This window comes from Agarilytica rhodophyticola (assembly GCF_002157225.2).
GTDB classification, from domain to species: domain Bacteria; phylum Pseudomonadota; class Gammaproteobacteria; order Pseudomonadales; family Cellvibrionaceae; genus Agarilytica; species Agarilytica rhodophyticola.
In genome coordinates this window covers 1898420-1919662 of record NZ_CP020038.1, presented here as the reverse complement: position 1 = coordinate 1919662, position 21243 = coordinate 1898420, and the positions used below count along the sequence as shown (strand labels likewise).

Genomic DNA, 21243 nt, shown 5'->3' with positions numbered 1-21243 from the left:
TTCCCGTCACATTATTATGCATGTCAAGTATTTTAGGGAACGTTTAAATATTGTTGATATTGCATACTGATTGTCATACATAAATCCTTTTTGGCGCAATAATGTGTTTTTGGCTGATCTAGGCTAATTTGACCGTTATGTGCAGTCCTATTGATAGAATCATCTAATTGATAGCAACAAATCAAATCTCAATAATTGCGTGTGTACAACAAAACAACCAAAAAGGTAATATATAAATGCAATACAGTACAATACGCAATATCAGTCTTAAAGGAAAAATGGCGCGCCACTTACATATTTCTAACCCTCAAAAGCCAATTCTGGTCTTCATACCGGGTAACTTACAGGAAATCGAAACGATCAAAGACTTTAATCTTGGTCTTAGTCGTTATTTCGACTATCACGTAGTGGAACTCCCTGGAACAGGGATGACAACTCCATTACATCCATCATACGACATATCCTATTTAGCTAGTTGTTTAGAAGACTTTATTAATAATGAACTTTATAGCTCATCAATTCATTTAGTTTCCTGCAGTTATGCTACAGGTGTGGCCTTAGAGTATGCAAAGGAGAACTCCATAAAAATTGACAAGCTTGTACTTGCTGGCTCGATGCAAGATATTCCAGAAGAAGAATGGAGTCAAATTTTTATGATGATGTCTAACTGCTTACATCGACCTAAAGAGTTCTCAAAGGGCTTTTTAGATCTAATTACAAGTGAGTCATCAACTATTCCTAAGCATAAAGTAATTAAAAGAGCAACTTTAAGAAAAGCAGAAAAATATACAGAAGATCAATTTAAATGCTTTATATACAACTCTATTAGGCTGATGTCCTATAAAGCTAGTCAACTAGAAACAATTACCTGTCCGACTATGTGCTTTACAGGTGAATTAGACCCTTATGTAACACCTAAACGATGTAAAGCATTAGCCGACAACATACCTAATACCACTTTTAGACTTATCCCTAATACTGATCATTTATTTCATATTGAAAAACCTATGGAAACCATCGATATGATTTGTGACTATCTCCTTGGTAAATCTCCTATAGCAGCTTAAAAAAATAATTTATATTTCATCAGAACAATATTGTCTGAAATTGTTTTTTTTCTTAAGAACAGTTTAAGCCAATCTTTTGTTAGGCTCATATATCAAGTGTGAGCCTATTCGGTTTTTTTGTTAAGGTTTTTTCAGGGTAGTCCTTAAGAGGTGTGCGCATACTATTTTCAAACCTAACCTTTTGCAAGCACTTAGTTATAATTAAGTGATTTTTTTCGTAATAACCAGATATTTTTTTCAACTTCTATTACAAATAAATAGTCAAACCACCATGCTTGGCGCATTTTTTCCCATTCTTTCGCTTTAAAAACTGCGGTTGCTAGAAGACGCGAATATCGCCTCCTACACTCACTTTTTTTGCAGACTTTTCTTTATTAAAATCACTCCATGTAATACTTATGTAATTTGTTTGGTATCAAAGATAAAAAACTTGAGAACAATTTTTACCAGCATTGAAATCTCAAATTTAAGCTGACATTAATTTCGATTATAAGTTCGAATTTTATATCGTAGATATAATTAACCTATTTTTACATAGCTTTTTCTAGCAACCGAATAATGTTGTTATGGATAATTTAAAAAAATCAACAAACTTAAAAAAAGTCACAGCACATAAAGTTGAAGGAAACTTAAACGACCTCCCATACCAAGATACACCTACGTGTATGCTGGGAGAAATAATTACAATGGTTCTAAATGAAATAAGCGACGCCAACATTATTTTCCCTGTACAGCTTTACTTTATTAAGCCTGATAGGAAGACACGTATTATTGAGGCAACACACTTGGTTGACGAACCATTTACGTTGGACAGTTTGTTTCATTGTGTAGATAAGAAAAAATATTTTGATAAACGCTTAGATATCTTACACGACTGTACTCGCATTAAACCGTTTAACCAAAAATGGAACAAAGCACGCTTAATTATCCATGATGATCAGCGCTATATCTTTCAATACAAATTTGATCGCGATATTCATTGGCTCTATAGCCGACAGCTGAACGGCCCTATTGTCGTCGCTGAATTAAGTTCAGATATCTTAAAAAAAATCAATTCGTGGGATGGCCTGGAAGAAGCCCATCCTCGACCCTGGGAACACGCGTATTTTTAATACAATGCTACTAGCCGTGTGGACTATTTTTTAGCGAGTGATGGAGAAACACTGATGACTAACGTCATGCCAGATAATTTAAAAGGGTATTTTTGCACAAATACCGAAGACGATTACAACAAGTTAACCATTGATAAAATCATTGATGTATTGCTCGGCATATACAAAGAAGACTTTTTTAATTTTCATTTAAAAGTAGAGATTATCGATAAAGAAGTCATCTTTTATCAATTTACCGTTGAAACAGGCTTACACGGCTTAATCGAAGAAGTGGATATGCCAGACGTATGCAAATTAAAAATATTCTCGTTATGCCGGGTCTTACAAAAATACAACAGTGTTTATAGTGATAAGATCATCTGGGATACCCTACATTTAAAGCTCTGTTTTAACGGTGCGTATAGTGTGAAGCGGTTTCTAAAGAAGGCATACAATGTTATCGACATCACATCGGCTAACGTTATTCAACATTGATTTTACGAGGGTGTAGGATGTATCGAAAAAAAGTGTATGAGTATGAGCCGACGTATCTAAAAGCCATGGCGGCGATAAAAACGATAACTCAGAGCTTGTTTTATGAAGCCACCGAAGTGGTTCAGCTCTATTGTTATATTTACCCCGTCCCTGTCATTAACGTTACGTTTCGACGATTAGACAGCGATTATAAATACGACAAATCGTTTGATGAACTTAATAAAAAATATAAAGGTATAGCAGATAGCTTTTTTGCTCTATATGCCATGATGGTCAATGAGCAGCTGGTGCCAATGTGGAATAAAGCACTGGTTTCCATCAATCGCAGGGGCGATATTGACTTTCATTATAAGTTTGATCACGCACTATCATTGTTTGAAGTAAATCAGCGTGTCGAGTTTCATCATAAAGAAGCGAGCGAGAAGCATAATACAACGTTATTTCAGTGGGAATGAGGAGTGCAATAAGCATTGTTAGGAGAAAGCCGGAGTTAAGGAGATATAGCCATAAGCAGGGATGCTCTTTTTAGCACACAAGACTCTGCCGATCTCTTACCATGGAATAACACGTAATTAAAAAAAACTAACACTTTTATGCGCTGGCCCTAGCGTGGGGTCATGTATTTTTCTCATTATGTTCTACAGCATTCATCAGGATAGGCCAACCCCTATCCAATATTCGCTGCATAGCGACTGGCTACTCGGCCTCAGTATTATAACATGGGAGAGCGATATGCCACAGCATGCTCATATTACATTTTCATCCGCTGACAAAGGCACGATTGATATTCCGTTGCCGGATATTCTTGTCCACCAGCATTCAATGTATCTCAGTCTTCACGCCTACCCTTGTATCGCCAGTGCGCTTGAGAAATACGGGACGTTTATTCGCGTCTATGCAGGCGACCATATTGGGTATGTGTTCTGCCCTTCCCTATTTCTTAAACGGGCCACAAAAAAAACGCTCATTTCTACCACTAAAAATACCTTAATCTTTAAAGGTATCCAAGAAAAGGCATCCGCGCTTGTCTGCCACCAGCGATTTAAAAACATTATTGAAAAAATACCATTAACCGGGCTGATATTTTGTCGAGAGCAAACACAGCAATGGTCAAGAGTTGCCAACTGACCGGGTTGATATTATTTCCATAAGGACATCATTCACATGATTTACAGAATTCATCCTAACTTTTATCGCTATGCCACCTATCAATTAGATAGCGACGATCTGTTGAAAAAGTTAGGCCGTTACAGTGTTTTTGGTATCGAGATTAATGCCGTACATTATACTCACCAATGGCAACCCATTAAGTTCCGTTTTCATAATTCTCTTGAAGAAGGGCCACTGCTGACCATTCCCGATCTTATCGTCGACTACGGGTGTATGTTGTTGAGTGAAAAGTCTTACCGTATTTTTTACGAGATGCTGGCAGAGCATGGAGAATTCTTACCCATCTATTCCGGGGATACACGCGCTTATCTTTATAACCCGCTAAAAGTTGCCGAACAATTTAATGGGCTAGATATAAAACACTCCGCAAAAAATGAGTATGACTACGTCACAACACTGCATTTTATTGAGGAGAAGCTGACACATTTACCCCTGTTTAAATGTGAATACGATAACTATCTCGGGATCTATTGCCGACACGATTTTAGAGACACGTTTATGCGTCATAACTTGCGCGGCATTGTTTTTGAAGAAAACATTGCGTTGTCATTTCCAGCAGACCCGGCGGTCTTGGCCGAAGACTAATTAACAATATTCAATAATCTATGGGGGAGCAAGACCAAGGAAGACGAACACTCAGCAAGGACGCTTTTTTTATCTGTTACACATTACTACTAAAGTCGCATACGCGGCGCGAATCATCACAACCTACACTTCACGGATGGAAACTATAAGTTTGTATAGATAGATAATATCTATAGTTGTTTCCTAATCGATCATAGCTTACTTCTTTTACTACTACTGAAACCATCGAAGTGTAATCTAATGGGTGGCCTCACTTTATATGCGATTTTTTAGTCTAGTTTTACATACTACTTGACAACAGCGCAGTCCTGGATGTGCAGGAGCGACGTCTAGCAGACGCCGTGATAGCAATTTAAAAATCTAGCAGTGGCACAACGCTGCCAGCAACCAGTACAAGTTAATTTATTTCTAGCGTATTTTTTAACTTAGCTATCGGTATCCTCTTCATCACGATTAAACCGAAGCACAAGATGGTCTAGGTTACTTAAATAAACTTCCAAAGGGCGGAAGCTCTGTTCACCCTTCGCGGTTTGATATACCACTTCGGTCTCTTTCAAAACTGGATAAGCACCCACAAAGTAACATTGCACTGTACCCTCTTCACTGTTTACCAACGAATCAATGTACCGCCTAAACAAGCGACGCTTTCGATAGCTATTGATTTGCTCATCCGTGATATAAATACCTATTTGCCTCTTATCGCCCTCGTATTCAGGCCTTTCCATGAAGGTAATTGAGTAACCATGCCCATAGGGCTTAATTTTTTTTACATTCCCCCAATAAATGAGTCCGCGTTCATCTGTAAAGTATTTTATGTATTTAAAAGCATTGGGATACCACTTAGTTTTCTCCCCTATAGTCAGGGCAACACGGCGTAATACCTCGCCATGTTCTAACCATGTTTCCACAACGTGTTCTAAGATACTGGTTTCATGAGGACTGTTATGTTCTCGTCCAGTATCAAGCGCTATGGGAGCATCGCTAGGGTCTCGCGGTGCTCTTGGCTTTCGAGGTTTGCCTGTACAACGAGGAACAGGCTGGCGCTCAAGTAGTAGAACATTTGGGTGTGCTGAGGCTTTATAATCACGCTCTTGATTCGGCTCTTCTTCCGCTTTTGTCACGTGCGTGGCTTTATTAAAGTCACACGCCTCACTATGTTCGTGACCTCGCTTTAAACGATAATGGGGGGCATTCTTAAATTCCACACTAGTGCTATTCACCCCAATCAAGGGAGCATGACAATCTTCGTCCAAACACTCATAAGTCGCATTTTTAGCATTAAATGGATTATCTTCATCAAAGTGTAAATCACGCACTTGGTATATCGAAAGTACACTATCTGTCTGATGGCAATACGCTTTATCTATCTTGATCATACATTGTCCTGTGGTTAAACAATTAATGTTATTGAAAACGCCATAACTGACTTTTTCATGGCCACATACAAGTATCTACATCAAAACTCCCAAGGGAAGCAATATTTGCTTCGCTCGAGCGATAATTGCCACATTGCTTTATATACGCAGCATTCAGTCCCGCTAGCGGGTTTTTACTATTAAAATGTTATTTCCCAAATTAGCGTCGTAGTATTCATGCACTTTTAGCCAAATTATCCTTGCAACTAGATTCCTAGCTAAGGCAGTAATTTACCCATGTATAATTTCCGGTAAAATCTCGTGCTTGATATTGTAGATCAATTTGCACGCGAGTATTTTTTCTTAGCTTTCTGTTATTTCCGAAGCTTTCCTCGCTGGAGTGCTCCACCTATCCTTCGATATCCTTTCTCACGACGGTGAATAACAGTTCATGATGTTATCTAGGGATCACCACTTCACCTTTTTAGTGAGAAAAGTGACATTTATTCTCATGATAAAAAGACATCTTTGATATTATTAAAATTCATTCACAGCGAGGGGGATTTTCTGTTACTATTAGTGGGCTTGGAGTATGTAAAATGGTTTTGCGTGAACGTATCGAGAGATTAAACAAAGAACGAAAATGTTGTATCCTGTTCGCGAATGCTATAGGCCTATATTTATAGTAGAGTACCAATACAGATATTAAAAATCGAATTACTTATTCCCCGACCATAAAACCTTTCAATAATGACGATATTGGAGGCTATAGTATTAAAGAGTTGGAATACGCCAAAATGGGGATCGCTACCTTTGACGCAGGGTTTTTAGCTTTGATTATTAGCTCTTAAGAAGGTAATGGGAGACTGTGGCTTAGATTGTGTTTAGTTAGCTTGATCGAAGCCGCCTGAGAAACAAAAAAGTCGTGACCACTACTCATACCCTGTGCAACTTCACTGGCGGTAACACGAAGAACTTATCAAGTAGCTTAGAACAAAATGGGTTTGGATATCAAAGAGAAATATCATTCTTCTGAGATTGAAGACGACACATGGTCTTTTCAATGTACGCTGCTTGAGCATTAAAACAAACATCACCAAGGGGCAAAAGCTCTTTTTTTTCGGCTTCTTGTTATCTACAAATGTTATAATGATAATGTGGCACTGCTATTTTAGTGTACGATAGTAGTGGGGTAATACTGTGCATTTATACCGCAATGGCATGATGAATAATTTGGTTCAAAGTATGAGGGTAAATTGGGACGCTACAATTAGGCAGGCTGAGCATGATGGGATATAGATTTAAAAAACTAGGTGTAACCAAGTTTTAGACAATGTGATCTCAAAATATCAGATGCCATTACGCAAAAACTAATCTTCTTTTATAAAGTATAATTGCTTATGCCCTTTAGCTTCCATTTTCCTAACATAAAATTCTGCTGTACTGCGATTATGGAAACGAGTAATTTCTACTTCATTATCATTGTCATCTAAACGCATAGCCTGAAACCTTGCTCCTCGCAAAGCTTCTTCATTCACATAGATAACAAGTTCGCGACTTAATCCAAGTCCAGACAACAAAGACTCTAAAGCTTGTTCGGGATTATCATCATCACTATGCACATACAAAAATAGAAATGATTTTGTCCCGTTTAAATCCCATCGATATTCCAACTGAATTTCGCTAGTGCCTGTATCAAAGTAAAAAGTAAAGCTTTCCTTATATTTACTCTCCTCGCTCGCTTTAAGCTCTGGAACACTTACTTGTGATATATCTATAACACTAAGCTCAACAGGTAAACCTTTCTCGTTTTCTTGCCATTGCTGGTGAGAAATTGACTTCAAGTTAATACTCATCGTTTTATTAATGCCTCCATGATAAAGCTAAAAAATTACCAAGTACTGTCTTCCGTTTGTCTCCACAAGATTTGCTTCTGGTCTAAACTCATTGCTTGAGTTACTTTATCTATTGCATCTTTTACATCAACAGAAGCATCTACATTTATGGAAATATCGACAGTAGACGTGGCTCTTCGAATTATCATAACAGGACCAATGCTTTCTAAATAAAAGATTGTAGCCTCATAGTCACCAAGATCATCTTGGTGACTAATAAATGGTAATTTATGGGCTTTAGTAAACTCTCTTAAGTCAAAATCAATACCTAGAATTGTTTGCTCTAAATTAGTTGGCCATTTAATTAACGGCCTAAATTTTATTTCAATCATTCAATCAGATTCCCATTGCCATCTAATTTCGGAGGAGGATTACGTACTCCACCACAAAATACAGCTGTTACAACACAAGGAATTACTGCCTGTTCCTTACTATTAGTCTTAACTCCAGGAGTTGTATTATGAGGTAAATATGAATCATAACTCCATTCTGGAAAATGCTTTTTAGTGCCTGAACGTGGTTTTACAGTAGTATAGAATTCAAAGCCAGCTCCTGGTGGAGCATGTTCCTTGCCATACCATGCTTGAACTTTAGCGATATCATTTTGGATATAATTTCCAGGGGGGTTGCCTCTATACTCACCAGATTTCATTATTGATACGACGTTTTCAATTGAATCACCACGTCTATAAAATGGCCCATAATGAAATAGAGGCCCAACAAAATCTGGATCGTCAGGATTTCCAGGACTCTTTTTAAAACTAGCCTGCTGAACCTCAATCTCTGTTACATCACTCTTCCGGGTCGCCGATTCAGACTTTCCTTTTAACGCGCCTTGATTCGCACCATTGCTAGCACTCGGCCCGCCTTTAGATTCACGTGTAAAGAAATTACCTATCTTACTTTTCGATAAGCTACTCGCCACTTGCTGTGCAAATTGACCGGCAGCCGGAACTGCACCACCAAGTAGTGCGCCGCCGGTTGTAGCAACAGCCGTTTGTCCTAAATCGTATGATTGTTGCTGTCCAGCATCTATGCGGGAGGCTTGCATCGCGGCGTCATTACCTGCACCAATTAAGCCACCAGTGCCTGCTCCTATTGCTGTTTGCATGGCAAGACTTTTACCTGCCATCACCGCCCCCGCTGCACGACCAGTGGCGACATTAGCTGCCGCCAATGCTGTACCACCACCAACACCTTTAACGAGGTACTCACTTCAAGAGATGTCGCCATTGTCGTAAGCATCGCGCTGAGGATCATGTACAACGGAAAAATCTAGAGTGCTTACATGGTAGAGATTGCTCAGGAATCTCCAACCAAACGCTTCGTGGCCACTGCTTGCATTGAGCTCTTTATTTTCTAGGGTCGTTGACACTGACTCGTAGCCATCAGGATCGATATACATCGTCGGGTTGGAAAATGCGTAAAGATACCGATGCAAACTCGGCGGTGTTCCCGGTTCTCCCAGATAACTATCCTGACTGATAAAACTTCCACCCTCAGGATCATAGTATCTGGCCTTCATATAAATCAAGAAGTTAATTAAAACGTAAAGTAAAACGCAACACCGGCCCCATCACACGCTGTCATTCTGTAGCTGATTTAATCTTAGATATAACTTCATCAAATAGGTCTTCAAAGGGTGCATCTTCCCTTCCATTACTAATTCTATGAGCAATAATATGGCTAGGAAAAACTTTATATCCATTAAAGCTAACACATGATGTATAGTAATTACCTCCAGTCTTTTCCAAAGAAAAATCTCCTTCCCAGATACCACCAAAAGCTTTTCTAAGCGCCTCCCCAAGAAAAGCAGAAAACTTAGCTTCATTCTGCCATTTTCGAGGATCTCGACTTCCACCTAAGTTATATTCTTTAGATTCAACAAGATCATCTAAATGAGCATACAACTGATAGCCTAATTTATAGGTCAAATTAAAACCTTTTGCATTCATTTCATATTGAAAGAGATCTGCGATATCTTCTCTACACAATTCGCTCATGACTTTTTCTCGACTCCAACACCTAGAAACCCCATTCAAGCTTAATTTCTGAGGTATCAACACCTTGTTCTTTAAATTCTTTAAATATTTGACGATTTAGTTTTTTACTAGGTCTATAGTGCCCACTAGCACAAGTTACCGTAGTGCAGACTCCCTTATTGGCCTGTAATTCTCCAGCCGCTGCAATGGGCCGCCCCTCTAAAAAACTACTATGATGAAATCTACCAACTTCTTGGTAATTAGATGCATACATGCTACCTTGCTCATCCATTACAAAAATAGCTTTCCCCTGATTAGAATGAGCACCACGTGCTTTTGACGTATCAAATAGATTTCCTTCGGCATCATATAATTTACCTTTTTTGATGCTTATTCGATAAGCTTCCCTTTCTACTTCATTGAGATACTTAACTTGCCTGCCACCCCAAACTGGATTAAATGGTAAGTTTTCACCGAAATACTCTGGCTCCATCTCTTTTGTCTTATACTTAACTTTGGGGCTTGCCTGTTGAACCTCAATCGTCGAGGCATCACTTTGCCTAGTTACTGACTCTGACTTACCTTTTAACGCCCCCTGGTTAGCACCATTAACAGCGCTTGGCCCTCCCCTTGATTCTTTAGTAAAGAAGTTACCAATTCTCGACTTAGAAAGGCCATGAGAAATATCATGAGCTAGTTGACCAGCTGCTGGGGCTAAACTACCTAGCAGAGTACCGCCCGCAGTTGCTGCTACAGTCTGATCAAAGTTATATCCCCTCTGCAACCCAGAATCCATTCGTGAAGACTGCATAGCCACGTCATTTCCTGCTCCCATTAGAGCGCCCGCTCCACCTCCTATAGCAGTCTGAGCAATAACTCCTTGACTAGCCATCGCCGCACCCGCTGCACGACCAGTCACGACATTAGCTGCCGCCAATGCTGTACCACCACCGACACCTTTAACGAGGTACTCACTTCCAGAGATATCGCCATTGTCGTAGGCATCGCGCTGAGGATCATGCACAACGGAAAAACCTAGTGTGCTTACATGGTAGAGATTGCTTAGGAATCTCCAACCAAACGCTTCGTGGCCACTGCTTGCATTGAGCTCTTTATTTTCTAGGGTCGTTGACACTGACTCGTAGCCATCAGGATCGATATACATCGTCGGATTGGAAAATGCGTAAAGATACCGATGCAAACTCGGCGGTGTATTGGGTTCTCCCAGATAACTATCCTGACTGATAAACCTTCCACCCTCAGGATCATAGTATCTGGCCTTCATATAAATCAAGCCTGTTTCGGTGTCATGTTCGTGACCCGTGAACACTTGGCGGTTAATACTACTGCCTTCTTGGCGGGTGATTTCACCAAAGGGGTCGACGCGGTAGGCGGTTTGGACTTCACCGGCGGCGTTACTTAAGTTGGCCGTGGTGCCTAAACTGGCGTAGTGGTAGAACTGTTCGCCGTTGCTGGCACTGTTAAGACTAAGTAAGCGGTCACCATAGCGGTAGTGGGCCACCTGCGTGCTGCTGCCGTTTTGCACTTCGTCGATAATGCTTTGACCATCGTAGATATATTCAATATCGCCTCGGTCGGAGCCGAGGTGGCGAATACGCATACCGTCGTAGTTGTAGTGGTAGGTGCCTTGGTTCACTTCAGCGCTGACTGCACCGGTTGCCACGGTTTTCAGCTGATTGCGGCGGTTGTAGGTGAATACCGTACTCGCCGGGCCTTCGGCTAACGTGCTAGTTTTGTTGAGGGTGTTGCCGTTGCTATCGTAGCCGTAGCTAATGGTGCCACCGGCGTTTACATTTTCAGTAATACCCGTCAGCCAGTAGGTTTGGTCATACGTATACTGACGGTTTTGGATCTGTATGCCATCCTCAGTCACCACTTCCGTTCTACGGTCGTAACTGGGGTAGTAGGTAAATGCATGGCTTACATTATGGCTGTTATCGCTGGATGTTTCGGTATAGCCCGTCAATCGATCCAGAGTATCGTAGCTGTAGTCGGTGGTCAGCACCGAGGTGGTAGCAAAGCTATTTTGGGTTTCTACTTGCTGCGTGCGGTTGTTGTTGCCGTCATACGTGTAGGCAAAGCTTGAGATCACACTCTCACTTGCGCCGGAGCCTGCGCGGTTGGTAATGCTTTGCACTTGGCCGTCATTATAGTAGTCGTAATCCACCGAGGTGGCATTGGCATGCGCGACAACATCGGGCCAATCGTTTTGCAGATAGGTATAGGTTGTCGCTGTTGTGCTACCCGATGCGGTGGCCGTTTTTAAACGATTACGCGAATCGAAGGTGTACGTCGTGCTGCCCCCAGGTGCCGTAACGCCGGTGCGATTGCCGTTATTGTCGTAGGTATAACTCACCCTATGGCCGCGCTGGGTGCTACTCGTCAAACGATCCAGCAGATCAAAGTCGTAATCTGTGACTTCAACCCCCGTGGGTTTGGTCTCCGTCACCACATCCGGATTGTTATTGGCATCATAGGTATGGCCAATACTGACAATGTCATCCCCTGCCGGGAAGATTTCTGTGTCCAGGCGGTTGAGTGCATCGTACTCATAGACGAAGGTTTGACCATTAGCGTCCTCTCGTTGGGTCATATTACCTTCAGCATCGTAGAGATAAGAGCTGGATAAATTACCGCCGGACTTAAATTGAATATGACTGCGTTTACGATTGAGCGTGTCATAACCGTATCTAACACGGTTTTCTCCGCCACTATCATTGGCAGCCGGGGAATATTGATCCAGGAGGTTGCTGTTAACATCATAGTCAAAGCGAGTGACCGCCCCTTGAAAATCTTCTACGCGTACGAGACGATTGCGCAGATCATAGGTAGAGGTTTGGGTATTGCCCTTCTCTTTGGTTTCGGTCACTCGGTTGCCGAAGATATCGCACTCAAAACGGGTCGTTTCGTTGTCGGCATTGGTAATAGACGCCAGCATACCATCGTCAAAATAACGGCGTGTGGTAGTGAAGTTTTCAGCATCGGTGGTACTGGTCAACAAGCCGGTATCATCATATTCGTGGATAATCTCTGCCGAACTATAGGCACCGTCATTGGCCGCAGGCAGTTCGATACGAATAGGATTTCCTCGGAAGTCCAAGTCGCTGACGACCCGGTTGCCATTGGCATCGGTGACAGCCTCTCGGCGCAGACCATTGCCGCTATTGTTGAGGTCGTATTCGTTGAAGACTAAACGGAAGCGTGTGCCGCTGTTGTCGTTCACAAATTGTTCGCTAACACGGTAGAGGTCATCATAGATAGTCTCTGTGCTATGGCCGCGCTTGTCTCGGAGATTAACAACGTTGCCCACCTTGTCGTAGGTATAGCGCACGGTCTGGTCAAGGGCATCAGTGAGCACTTCCTGACGGTGCAGATCATCATAATCAATTGTCGACACATAATTGCGACGGTCTTGCGTCCACACCAACTTACCGACGCCATTAAATTTCTGCAGGGTATCGGTGGCAAGGCCGCTATTCGTCGCTGGGGTGATGATGGTTTTTACACGGTACAACTCATCATAGACATAGCGCGTTTCACGGCCTTGGGGATGGATCTCATGGGTCTTATTGTTTTCTCTATCGTAGCGATATTCGGTGCGGCGCACGTCTGACGTTTGATAGGCTTCGTGTCGCAAGCGCAATCGGTCGCGAGCGTCATACTCGAAGTGCGTGGTCACACTTTGTGGGCCAGTGGCGCCATCCGTCCACGCCAGTTGCGTATCGGTGATATTGTTATTGTCGTCATAGGTGTGGGTGGTGGTGCGGCCACGGCCATCGGTGGCCACCTGCAAACGACCATCCGGCCCGTAAAGATAGGATTTTACGCGGTTTTCAGCGTCACGACGAAAGACCATTTTCCCATCTTTGTTATAAAACTCTTGGGTAGTGCCATCGGGGTCGGTAACGCCAGTGCGCTGATTAATGTTGTCGTAGGTATAATGATATTCAAATCCCCATGGGTCGATGGTGCGGCTCAGAGTATCGTTTGGATAGTAACGGTACTGCCAGTGATGGTTTTCTGGCTCGTGTTTTTCGAGCAACCGATCCTGGGCGTCGTAAACAAAGGTGGTGGCATTATCCTCTTCATCGATCGTTTTCGTGAGGTTGCCATTGGCATCATATTCCCAGTGGAAATCGTCCCCCAGGTGGTTAGTCTGACGAATTTTTAAGTAGCGCGGATCATAAACAAAGTGCGTTTCTTTTTGTTCCTCGTCGAGAATACGGGTGATATTTTCATGGTGATCGTATTCGATCACACGTTGATAATCGCTGGCCGTGTTATCGCTGTGATTCACTGTCTCATGCTGTACACGGCGCAGGCGTGCCAGTAAATCGTAATGTTCAATACTGTTGTGGCCTTCGTAATCGGTAATGGTTTTACGTAAGCCTTCATCTGCTATCCAGTCATAAACCGTTTGCTTACTATCACCGAGGCGATTAGTGGTCGTGGTGCGCCGGTTGAGGCCATCATACATATAGGTGGTGGCCACGCCTTTCCAATCTTCTTCACGGGTAAGGTTGCTATTACCGTCGTATCCCAAGGTTTTTTGCCCGGCAATTGGATAGTTACCGTCCACATTGCCAGAGCGGGTAATGCTCGTCACGCGATCGCGCTCATCGTAGTCGTAGTCCAGGCGCAAAGTACGCGTATGTCGCACAGTATCGATCCAATAGCGATCGGTGGTTATTTCCCAGCGCTTATTGCCTTTGGCGTCGTAGTCAGACTCGACCGTATTACCTTCGGCGTCGGTGGTGAGGGTGAGACGGTCAAGGGCATCGTAGACATAGCTCATGGTATTGAGGTTGGCATCGGTCTCCGACAGGCGCAGACCACGCTTGCTGTAGGTGTAGCGGGTGGTGCTATCGGTAGCGGCAGTATCACCGTTTTCTTTTAAGGAGGTGAGATTACCCAAGCTATCGTAGCCAAATTCTTTAAGATTAGAACGCCCATCGGTGGTGGTTAAGCGTAAACCATGAATACCGGCACGGCTGCCATAGGTATGGGTGACCACAACGTCGCTGGCAACCGTCGCGTCTGCGATAAAGGCTTGTTGAATCTCTTGTCTGACATTACCGTTAGGGTCAAGTACTTGGCGGAACTGGTGGCCATTTTTGTCGATCCTCGATGTCAAGATACTGTAGTCCTGATGCCATTCTTGGGTAACGGTACGTTGATAAGGATCAGTTTCCAAGGTCATATTGCCTTTGGCATCGTATTCATACTGCCACGTAGCATTAATCGATAGATCCCGCTTCACACGCAGGAGGTTATCGGCTAAGCCGAGGTCGATACTCCAGTCGTACTCTGTGATTTTGCCTTCCGGCTCCTCCACACGGCTAGGGTTGCCCCAGGCATTGAGTTCATAGCGCGTTGGGTTGCCACGTAGATCCGTCACTGTGCGCACATTACCGCTAGCAGTGCTGTAATCAAACTGGGCGAAATCACTTGTGCAATCGGTGGTAGCTGCGGGGTAACAAACGCGATATACCAGATCCGTGTTCACGGCTCCCGGCGCGATACTCGCAAAGTTTGCCGGCACATTGGCAGGGGCTAAATACTGGTATTGGGTGATATAGCCATTGACGTCTTTGACGCTCACGAGGTTGGGCTCATGATCGTTGGCAAGGGCCTCGTAGTCGTAGCTTTCAACAAATTCATCACGGCTAAAGCGCTGCAACATCCCCACTTCATCCAAGCTACTGGCCACTTCATCAGGGTTGTCGCTCTCGCGTTTGAAGTAATGGAATTGCAGGCGAAAGTTTTGTGGTGAATTGAGGTTGCCTGTATCAGCCACCACGTGCACTTGCTGAAGACGACGGCGATTATTTTGCGCTAAGGCATAATCAAAGCTGAGGTAGCGGCCAGCTTGATCGGTCACTCGTGTTAAGCGATGGTTATCGTATTGATACGTCAACATGTTGTTGTTGCGATCGGCAATCGTCGCCACCAAATAGCGGTTGTCACTGTCAGCTGTGGTGTTAAAGGTGTGGACAGTGCCGTCTTTTGAGGTATAGACAAAACCTGTCGCAGCGCTGCCGGTTAAGGTACCATGATTTCCGCGCTGCCCGACCCAGTTGCCACCGCTACTACGCTCAAACACACCACCATTGCTGATGACCACTTTTGATGCCAATACCGGAGCATCACCAGCGATCAACGCTGATAGTGCGCTAGCACTTAACAATCGAGGGCCAAGGCCTTGGCGGGTACCGGCAATCCAGCCGGGCAGATTTTCACCGTAAGATGGCGCTGTGCCTGCGCTGGCGAGCACACGAGCAAAGATATTATGGTTGTGTGTCCAACCTGCTCCTAGGTCTGTGGCACTGTTTTCTGGCTGGGTGGAATTTGAATAGCTGCGAATAAAGTTCAGTTGTGGCCCGGCACCGTTTAAGGCCATGTCTTCACGGCGTAAGTTAAGACTACCATCTTGGATAAGCGTATCATGCTGAATCACCTGCCCCAGCATTTTACCGGTGACGGAGTCGTTTAATTCCCCAGAGTACTGTTTAATACGCGGCTGTCCGGTGGACACAGGAACGGTGCGGACACGCACATACAGATCCGGCTTGCCACTTATCGGCACAATGCTCGTGCCTAAGTCTTCACGCAATAACACAAAGCGATGGTCGCCCGCCGGCAGTGTCGTGGCACTGATTAAGGTACTGACCAGGGTTTTATTAGCATCGAGAATATCCACTGTTACCGATGACGGCTCACTCACAGGTACATTAAAGATCTCAAAAGAGCCGATGGCATCGCCCGCTGCATCCGTGGCTTGTCCCGCAGGTTGCGCCAGTGACACGATGCGACCAATGGAGAAGGCGGCGAGCGCATCATAGGATTGCTGTGCTTCCCATACGCGGTTGCCCAAGTCCTGATTAAAGACAAAAGTACTTTGCTCACTGGTGGAGGCAATGGTGCCATCAAACGCCTGGACATCCGCATTGATGGCTAAAGTATTGACCCCTTCGACCAAGTCTGAGCCCAATGGGCGATACACGATCACCACGCGTGAAAAACCGCCCGCTGCAATAAGCTCAGGCGATGGCCAGACCACCTGTTGGGCGCCATCGATAAAGACCTGGATGTAATGGGGGAAGACACCTAGGGTGGGAGGCGCATCCACACTGCCATCAAATACCGTGGTATTGCCGTTCAACACGATCTGCAATGTTGACCAATCCAAACCACTGAGCTGGTCGGCATCAATAGTGACACGCACATCGATAGGAACAGCGTTGATAACAATGGTACTGGGACTATATTCCTCTATGGGAAAGGCCACTGGGCTGCCAATAAGCTCACCATTATCTTCCCGAAATTGCACTTCGATTGGGCTGGGGATGGCGCCAATGATATTGACTTCGCCACCTACACCGCCAAGTGTGACATCAACGCCAACACTGCCAGAGGCATCGGTGGGTGCGGTTACCTCATGGGTGCCATTGATCGTTGTCGCAACCACACCTGCCGCTTGCGCATCGACGCGGTCACCACGACGCAGCGAGAAGTCCACATTCGTCCCTGCTATCGGCACATAGCGCAAGTTGCTGAAGTCTTCATTCTGCCAACTTTCATCGTCGTCACTGCCATCGGTGCGCTGGTAGCGGAAAAGGTTGAAATGTATCGGGTTTTGTTCAGGTTCTCGCGAGATAAAAGCACTTATCCCCTGCCCTGAGCCACTGACAAGGGATGGCCCCATATCAATATCAAGATCAAAGTTGAGCGTGCCCGCGCTCGCCTCACTTAATACCACCTGATAAGTACTGCCTAAACCGCTTGTATCCGTGTTACCAAATTCATCGAAGGTGGGAGGCGTGTTATTGTGGGGATCAATCAGCGCCACCCAGTAGCCATCTCGATTGGTAAGAAAGTCGGGGAGTAGCTCGCCGTTTAAAAGACCGGGTAATATCGTTGCGTCATCACTTTGAGGCGTAATTATCGCCCCTTCCACGGGGTTGTCATAGGCGTCGGTCACCTGCAAGGCCATCGCCGCGAACCGCACGGTGCCGTAATGCATGCGGATATAATCGCTGCCGATGGATTCAATATTGGCAGGCGGCCCGGCTTTACTCACAGCGGAAAACAACACTGGTTTTAATTGTCCCGGCACCGTAGCAGCGACAAATTGAGGCTGTTTTATGCGGCTGCGCTGGCCATTAATTTCAGTAAAGAGTGCTTCGCCTAGGGTATGAAGCACTTGGGTACTGCCATTCACACCACTTAAATTCGTTCCGGTACTGCTTTGTAATGGCGAAAACGCACTTAAGGAGCCACCACCGGACACGACTTTCCAGCGGGTTAAGACATTCTCCACAGGCGCGCCGGCACTATCGAGGTAGGTAATGGTATAAGGGTTACTGACCGCCTCACCCACAGAGCACCCCAAGCCACCACAGCGTTCAACAGCATTAGAGACGACAACTTGGCTTACAGCGGTAGATGTGGTCGACACTTGCATGGTGGCCGGCGGCATGCCGGGGACGGTTACAACAATATCAAACACACCGGCAACATTAGGGGCAGTGGCTTCAATAATGGCAATACCATTGATATTGGTGGTGGCCACCACAGTACCCGCATTTTGTAATGAGAAACCCTGGGTCGGTAGCGCAACGTCCACATTACTGGCGGTAAATGTCACCGGTACTCCAGCGATGGGTTTGCCCGTACTGCTGGTGACATAAATCTCTAAAGGCTTGGGCAAATCTGTGCCCATTACAGTTGATTGAATATCGCCTTGTAATACAGAAATGGACGGAGACACAGCGGTGTTTAAGACATCTATGGATAGGTCATAGCTACCGACACCTGAGACAGCCGTGACAACAACTGAATACACACCCGTTTCAGGCAAGGGGAAATTGCGGATCATGGGCGCATTACCCGCACCGCTATCATCATCGGAAACAAGCACCACACCGCTGGGGCTCTCTAAAGCAAACATCAAGTCAGCATTACCATTGATAGTTTGTGCGCTTAAGCTTAACAAAGCCCCTTCAAGCGCAATAAAGCGATAGCGGTCTTGTTCTGCTTCAACATTTAATTGGCCGTTGGCGGTTTGTCCTGGAAGTATTTCGGTGCCGGTGGTTGAAGAGCGCGTATCTTCGCTAATGGTGGTGGATTCAATAGCGAAATTCACACGATTACTTGTGCGCCCTTCGGATTCTACGACAATCGGGCCAGTGGTGGCGTTCGCTGGCACCCTGACCGCAATTTGATTGGTAGAGGAAAATATCACATGCGCTTGAACACCATTGAAGCTTACAAAGTTATCGGCAATATCTTCAGCGAAGCCCTCGCCTTGAATAATCACCAAGTCATTGGCAACACCGCGACCAGGGCTAATGCCAGTGATGGCTGGCGGAAATACCGAGCCAGGGCCGGGCACAATCACCTCACTTTTATCAACGCGCAGCTCAGCAAAATAGGCTTCACCATTGGCAATAAAAAACTCATCGCCAACAATCTCACCGGCACGGTATTCCACTGTTTGTAAGCTGGCGGTCTCAGGGTCGTAGCGGCGCAGTGCCACAACCTCATATTGATCTCCCAGATGTTCGAGTAAATCAAACGAGGTATAACCGGCTGGCGGGCAAGGCACTCCGATAAGATTAATACCCGCGACTAGGGCAATATCGACACAGTTAGGAATACCATTAAAGGTCACCACTTTTTGTTGCTGTGCATGGACAAGATACCCTTCACCGCGCACGATGGGAAAATCCTTACCACTGGGAAGGCCTCTTACATAACTGACACGCTCGTAAAGTTGTGTACTGGGATTAAGGCGCTCGATGGCATTTATTTCCGTGTCATTACCCAACGCTTGCAGCAGATCATAGGCGCTTAAATCACTGGGGGCTTCCACTGGAAAGGAGAAATAATTGACGCCCGGCTGTAATACCCGACTGACACCCGGCACACTCGTGACATTGGTTTGCAGATTAATATCGGCGGTCACGGTATTGGCCACGACGGCAACGGAAAGTGCCGATAAGGGGTCGGCTTCTATGCTGGATTCATTAATATCATAAAGCTCTTCGATAAAATGCGTATCTAAGGTCGATGCAATAATATCGTTAATACGTTCAGGGTCTAATGCCGCTGGGTCGCCATCTAAGGGTTCGATACCAACGTAGTAATTCCCCGCAGGTACCGGCAGGGAATAGGTACCATCGGACAAGCTGTAGCCACCAATAATTTTATGACCACTCTCAATATCGACGACATAAACATGGGCACCGATCAGAGGCAGGCCTGTATTACTGTTGGTGATAGTGCCTGTTATCGTGCCATACTGTTGTGAATATTCAGGCTCTTGTGGGTAGGTATGAGACACATGAGCGATATCATCAAGGGAGGTTGTGCGCGCGGTGGCAATATCAAAATTAAGGAATGGCCACATAACGGCATCTTCAATCGAGGAGTGGGACAAGCCAACAAAGTGTCCCACTTCGTGCATGGCTATCGCACGAATATCAAGAGTGCCATTCGTCTCATCCGTGGTATAATTTAAGCCGGAATTAAAAAGGATATCCCCATCGTATACGGTGCCCGCAGGATACGTACCATTAGGAATATCGGCAACACCGTCACCGTCTAGATCATTATTATCATCGGTGATAATCGTTTGTTCATCAAAACTATAAATAACCGCAAGACCTACCGCACCCGGAGGGAACTCGTATTCCGTATCAGTAAAGGTCACTAAGTTAATACCATCGTCGCTACTTAAACGACGGTTTATTTCGCCACCGTAGGAAAAACGAATCTGACTGGTGGCTACGTCATTCCAGGTATCAAACGCTGCTGCAAATTCATTAATGACCTCAGCGTTACTAACGTTTGAACCGAGATACCCATTGCTACTGAAGTGCCACTCAATAGGCAGTAGGCGTTCATCCCAGCGTTTGATCGCGAACGCACCGCTGTCGTCACGTCCATACAAATTGCCTCCCGCGTTGACATTAGCTCCCCACAGAGTAGCCCCCCACAAAAACGCCCAAGCAATGGTATTTCGTCCTTTCTTGATATCTTTATTCACTATTTGTTCTTCCTTGCGGCGGCTTGTCTTAAGGCTTCAATATGTGAGGCTCTAAATTGATACGATAAGCGCTCAGTATTATTTAAGTTTTCAGTGGGACGCCCGGCTTGCGATGGCGCCGTCACAGTATTGCGATTCGCGCCGGTATGAAATAAAAAGACCTGGCTGGTATTTCTTTGCTGCTGATGTATTTCAACAGGTGCAGGCAACTGTATCGTGTGTTCTTGCATAACGGTTTGTTCTGGCGACTCAACGTGCGCTGCCCGTTCTCTTTGCCGCTGCCTATTTTTTACCGCGTTAACATGCGCCAAATAATCGGGATCATCGTTTCTCAACTGAATAGGGTGTAGGTCAATATCATGTTTTTCTCTTGCTTCATTGAGCCTTGGGAGAGATGCCGTTGACGTTTGCGCAGCCAATGACACCGATAAAAATAGGCTGCTCGCCATGATTAGATGTATTAATGTTATATAGTTTCCCATGTTCACTCGTCTTCCTGCCTATAAATACCAATGACTGATGTATGACACTT

At 44.8% G+C, this 21243-nt stretch carries 14 protein-coding genes; 6 read left to right on the top strand and 8 right to left on the bottom strand.

Features of this window, described 5'->3' with window-relative positions; genetic code table 11:
* The first annotated feature begins 236 nt into the window (after positions 1-236).
* The 6 genes from BVC89_RS08070 to BVC89_RS08045 all read left to right on the top strand — a co-directional run bounded on the left by BVC89_RS08070 (position 237) and on the right by BVC89_RS08045 (position 4408).
* Positions 237-1067, top strand: coding sequence for an alpha/beta fold hydrolase (locus BVC89_RS08070; RefSeq protein ID WP_086930703.1), 831 nt, complete (start codon positions 237-239; stop codon positions 1065-1067).
* A gap of 566 nt (positions 1068-1633) precedes the next feature.
* Entirely contained in the window at positions 1634-2179 is a 546-nt protein-coding gene (locus tag BVC89_RS08065) for a hypothetical protein (protein WP_086930702.1), read from the top strand.
* Positions 2180-2233: 54 nt separating this feature from the next.
* Positions 2234-2653 (top strand): hypothetical protein, encoded by a 420-nt coding sequence (locus tag BVC89_RS08060; RefSeq protein WP_086930701.1) that lies wholly within the window; start codon positions 2234-2236, stop codon positions 2651-2653.
* Between the two features lie 17 nt (positions 2654-2670).
* A complete protein-coding gene (locus tag BVC89_RS08055; RefSeq protein WP_086930700.1) occupies positions 2671-3108 on the top strand; it encodes a hypothetical protein in 438 nt (145 codons plus the stop codon).
* Between the two features lie 277 nt (positions 3109-3385).
* Positions 3386-3781 carry a hypothetical protein gene (locus BVC89_RS08050; RefSeq protein ID WP_086930699.1) on the top strand — a complete coding sequence of 132 codons (396 nt, stop codon included), beginning with the start codon at positions 3386-3388 and terminating at the stop codon, positions 3779-3781.
* A gap of 36 nt (positions 3782-3817) precedes the next feature.
* A complete protein-coding gene (locus BVC89_RS08045; protein ID WP_086930698.1) occupies positions 3818-4408 on the top strand; it encodes a hypothetical protein in 591 nt (196 codons plus the stop codon).
* 425 nt (positions 4409-4833) lie between these two features.
* On the opposite strand, the gene BVC89_RS08040 is transcribed toward BVC89_RS08045, so the two are convergent.
* From BVC89_RS08040 to BVC89_RS08005, 8 genes are all read right to left on the bottom strand, one after another.
* Positions 4834-5784 carry a hypothetical protein gene (locus BVC89_RS08040; RefSeq protein ID WP_086930697.1) on the bottom strand — a complete coding sequence of 317 codons (951 nt, stop codon included), beginning with the start codon at positions 5782-5784 and terminating at the stop codon, positions 4834-4836.
* Between the two features lie 1349 nt (positions 5785-7133).
* A complete protein-coding gene (locus tag BVC89_RS08035; RefSeq protein ID WP_086930696.1) occupies positions 7134-7619 on the bottom strand; it encodes a hypothetical protein in 486 nt (161 codons plus the stop codon).
* 35 nt (positions 7620-7654) lie between these two features.
* On the bottom strand, positions 7655-7990 hold the full coding sequence (locus tag BVC89_RS08030; protein WP_086930695.1) for a hypothetical protein: 336 nt from the start codon (positions 7988-7990) through the stop codon (positions 7655-7657).
* On the bottom strand, positions 7987-8835 hold the full coding sequence (locus tag BVC89_RS08025) for a TrbL/VirB6 family protein (protein ID WP_086930694.1): 849 nt from the start codon (positions 8833-8835) through the stop codon (positions 7987-7989). Before BVC89_RS08025 ends, BVC89_RS08030 begins: the two co-directional genes overlap by 4 nt.
* 39 nt (positions 8836-8874) lie before the next feature.
* On the bottom strand, positions 8875-9183 hold the full coding sequence (locus tag BVC89_RS08020; protein ID WP_086930693.1) for an RHS repeat-associated core domain-containing protein: 309 nt from the start codon (positions 9181-9183) through the stop codon (positions 8875-8877).
* 61 nt (positions 9184-9244) lie between these two features.
* Positions 9245-9661, bottom strand: a complete 417-nt coding sequence (locus BVC89_RS08015; RefSeq protein ID WP_086930692.1) for a hypothetical protein — start codon at positions 9659-9661, stop codon at positions 9245-9247.
* A 22-nt stretch (positions 9662-9683) separates the two neighbouring features.
* Positions 9684-20711, bottom strand: a complete 11028-nt coding sequence (locus BVC89_RS08010) for an RHS repeat-associated core domain-containing protein (RefSeq protein WP_086930691.1) — start codon at positions 20709-20711, stop codon at positions 9684-9686.
* Complete coding sequence (locus tag BVC89_RS08005) at positions 20711-21193, bottom strand: hypothetical protein (protein WP_086930690.1); 483 nt, start codon at positions 21191-21193, stop codon at positions 20711-20713. The genes BVC89_RS08010 and BVC89_RS08005 overlap by 1 nt, the downstream gene beginning before the upstream one ends.
* Positions 21194-21243 lie beyond the last annotated feature (50 nt).

Coding starts and splice junctions, on each gene's coding strand:
- BVC89_RS08040 (WP_086930697.1), bottom strand. CDS start 5,784: ATGATCAAGATAGATAAAGCGTATTGCCATCAGACAGATAGTGTACTT.
- BVC89_RS08035 (WP_086930696.1), bottom strand. CDS start 7,619: ATGAGTATTAACTTGAAGTCAATTTCTCACCAGCAATGGCAAGAAAAC.
- BVC89_RS08065 (WP_086930702.1), top strand. CDS start 1,634: ATGGATAATTTAAAAAAATCAACAAACTTAAAAAAAGTCACAGCACAT.
- BVC89_RS08055 (WP_086930700.1), top strand. CDS start 2,671: ATGTATCGAAAAAAAGTGTATGAGTATGAGCCGACGTATCTAAAAGCC.
- BVC89_RS08060 (WP_086930701.1), top strand. CDS start 2,234: ATGACTAACGTCATGCCAGATAATTTAAAAGGGTATTTTTGCACAAAT.
- BVC89_RS08045 (WP_086930698.1), top strand. CDS start 3,818: ATGATTTACAGAATTCATCCTAACTTTTATCGCTATGCCACCTATCAA.
- BVC89_RS08070 (WP_086930703.1), top strand. CDS start 237: ATGCAATACAGTACAATACGCAATATCAGTCTTAAAGGAAAAATGGCG.
- BVC89_RS08050 (WP_086930699.1), top strand. CDS start 3,386: ATGCCACAGCATGCTCATATTACATTTTCATCCGCTGACAAAGGCACG.
- BVC89_RS08030 (WP_086930695.1), bottom strand. CDS start 7,990: ATGATTGAAATAAAATTTAGGCCGTTAATTAAATGGCCAACTAATTTA.
- BVC89_RS08015 (WP_086930692.1), bottom strand. CDS start 9,661: ATGAGCGAATTGTGTAGAGAAGATATCGCAGATCTCTTTCAATATGAA.
- BVC89_RS08005 (WP_086930690.1), bottom strand. CDS start 21,193: ATGGGAAACTATATAACATTAATACATCTAATCATGGCGAGCAGCCTA.
- BVC89_RS08020 (WP_086930693.1), bottom strand. CDS start 9,183: ATGAAGGCCAGATACTATGATCCTGAGGGTGGAAGTTTTATCAGTCAG.